The 2,438-nt window shown below is 60.1% G+C and carries 1 protein-coding gene; it reads right to left on the minus strand.

The window, feature by feature from the left end; all coding sequences use genetic code 11:
- Positions 1-1,584: 1,584 nt before the first annotated feature.
- Entirely contained in the window at positions 1,585-1,761 is a 177-nt protein-coding gene (locus tag Ae331Ps2_RS32385) for a hypothetical protein (protein WP_175581851.1), read from the minus strand.
- Between the last annotated feature and the right edge of the window lie 677 nt (positions 1,762-2,438).

Raw genomic sequence — 2,438 nt, forward strand, 5'->3', positions numbered from 1 at the left:
GGTCTTGATCTTGAACGGCGACGGACGCACCGGCGGACGCACTGTGTCTGGTCCGGCTGAGCCTGGCGGTGTCCGGACCAGACACCGCCACCAGACACCGCCAACACCCATGCACCCACCGACGACCTCCGGTGCGGGCGCGCCCGGCAGCGGGGTCCGGGCCGCGGGCCCGAGGGTCGCTTCGCAGCCGCCTGCGGCGGAGCAGCTATAGACATAGCCCGGCTAAGCGGGTATCGCAAAACCGGCGGGCCGCGTCGCGAGCTGCGGCCCTGGCGCTGGCAAGTGAGCACAAATCGCACCGATCGAAGAGCACCTGCCAGGGCGAACACGACGACACCGGCCTGACAGGTCATCGCCGCCGCCCTCGTCTGCCGCCACACACCGGCCGCGCCCTGGTCGGGGCTGGGCTCGTTCCCGGCTCGGTGGAGGTTCGATGCGGCGACGCTCCATGCATCAGCCGTTGCTTGCAGCTCGGCTCTCGGCCCCGCATAAGTTGAGCCTGGCCCTAAATCTCATCCGGGACATTTCACAAACAGCGCGGGGCGGCATTAACGACCACCCGACCCCCACCTATCACGAATTACCACCAGGTGAAATAAACACCAGAACAGAAAAGCGGCCAGAAAAGTGGCTGCAACTCGAAAAGTGCCCCCAGGAGAGTGGTACAGTCCTCCAATATCTCTAATGCTAAGCTCAGCTAGAATTGCTGTAACGACTGCCTGGATCAGTATCTGCCAGAAGCGGGCGCGGACTATCTTCATGAGATCTGGTAAGCAGCTCTAGCTAAGCCACCTTCGGTGTAAATCGAATAATCAGTGCCGTGATCATCGCAACAATTTGAGGCTTTGCGGCATTCGCCGCAGGCCTCAGCGCTGGTGGAACAACCGTAGTAATACAACCGCCAACCGCAGAATTAACGCGGCCGTGAGCTGTTTCTGATTCGCCAGTCCTGACTAGTACGATAAGCTCATTGACAGCTGCGCTCCCAAGACCCCCTGCTACGCAGAGAGCCAAGGGCGGGCCCAGCATGGCCAGTGCCGCCGGGATTGCGCGGCTAGAAGGATTTTTATGATCCGCGAATTCCATCACAAGTCGGATATATTCAGCTCGCCCCTCTGGGTCATTTGGATAAATAATCTTGGCTGCCTCCTCGGGAGACGCCCCTGCCGGGACTGAGCGAAGCTTCTCGATGAGATCATCAAATCTACTATCCGAGCCTGGGATGGACAGCCTGCCTTGCATGGCGAGCGAAGTAGAATGCGAGGCAGATGCACCCCCTACCGCCGAGGCGTCGGCCGCAGCAATCCCCGTAGCCGAACCCATTGAAACCGCCACGACCAACACCGCACTGATACCGCGGAACACAAACCTATTTGCACTCACGAGCGCATCCGAACACGCACACTCCCCACCGGTCAAGAACCACTACCAGACGCAATCATGTGGCCACACTTGGTGCTCGACACGTGGGAGCCTCAGTACTCCACCTAACACGGCAATTCACCCAAACCGGAAAACCACCTCACCGCGACACCACACACGGCACAACAAAAATAAAACCCACCAACGCACACTCACAAATAACTACACCACGACCACTCCACCACGCACCACATCAACCCCACACATCACTTTTCTTTTGCCCCCCACTCTTCTTTTGATCTTACTTTTTTTAACCCATTGAACTTCGTACTGAATCTTCCAATCCCACGCCACACCCCACACCGCTGGCTGCTGCTGCGCGCCGGACACCCCGATCACGCAGCGAAGCGGAGGGATTGGGGTGTCCGGCGCGCAGCAGCAGCCAGCGACACCAGCCACCCACCAGGCCACGACCCCTACCGGCCTTCTAGCTCCCCCGCCAGGCACCGCGACCAGACCCGAGCACCCGTCGCGGGCTTTCGCGGGCTTTCTCGGCTTTTACCTGGGAACTCTCGGGGAACCCAGACCCCATCAGACCACCACCCACACACCCCCGAGCCCACCGACGGACGGCCCCCTCAAAGAGCCACGAGGACACCACCGGCCGCCGATCCTCCCCCCGGAGATGATCTACGTGAATCCGAGCAAATCCGGGACGATAATAAGCTAATCCGGGACACCTCCAGCTCCGCCAACCCGACCACCAGACACCTGACCACCACGACGAAAATCCACTCACCAGATTCAAGACACCGCCACAGAAAGAGTACTCCCATGACGCCATAAAGGGAACGATGAACTCCGGTCAGCAGGACCCAGCGGGTCCCCCCATCCAGCGGAGGTCCTCGACGCCTTCAACAACAACCCGATATCCAGAAAAAACACCCCAGGAAACGACCGACGCACTGGTCACAACACGACGAAGAACCTTTCATGTGCCATCCGGAAATCCCCCTCCGCCACAGCGCATGACCCGCGGCCGTGGAACACCACCCGAACAGTCACGCAGAGTGAAA

Origin of the sequence: Pseudonocardia sp. Ae331_Ps2 (genome assembly GCF_001932405.1) — a bacterium.
In the GTDB taxonomy this organism is placed as follows: Bacteria; Actinomycetota; Actinomycetes; order Mycobacteriales; family Pseudonocardiaceae; genus Pseudonocardia.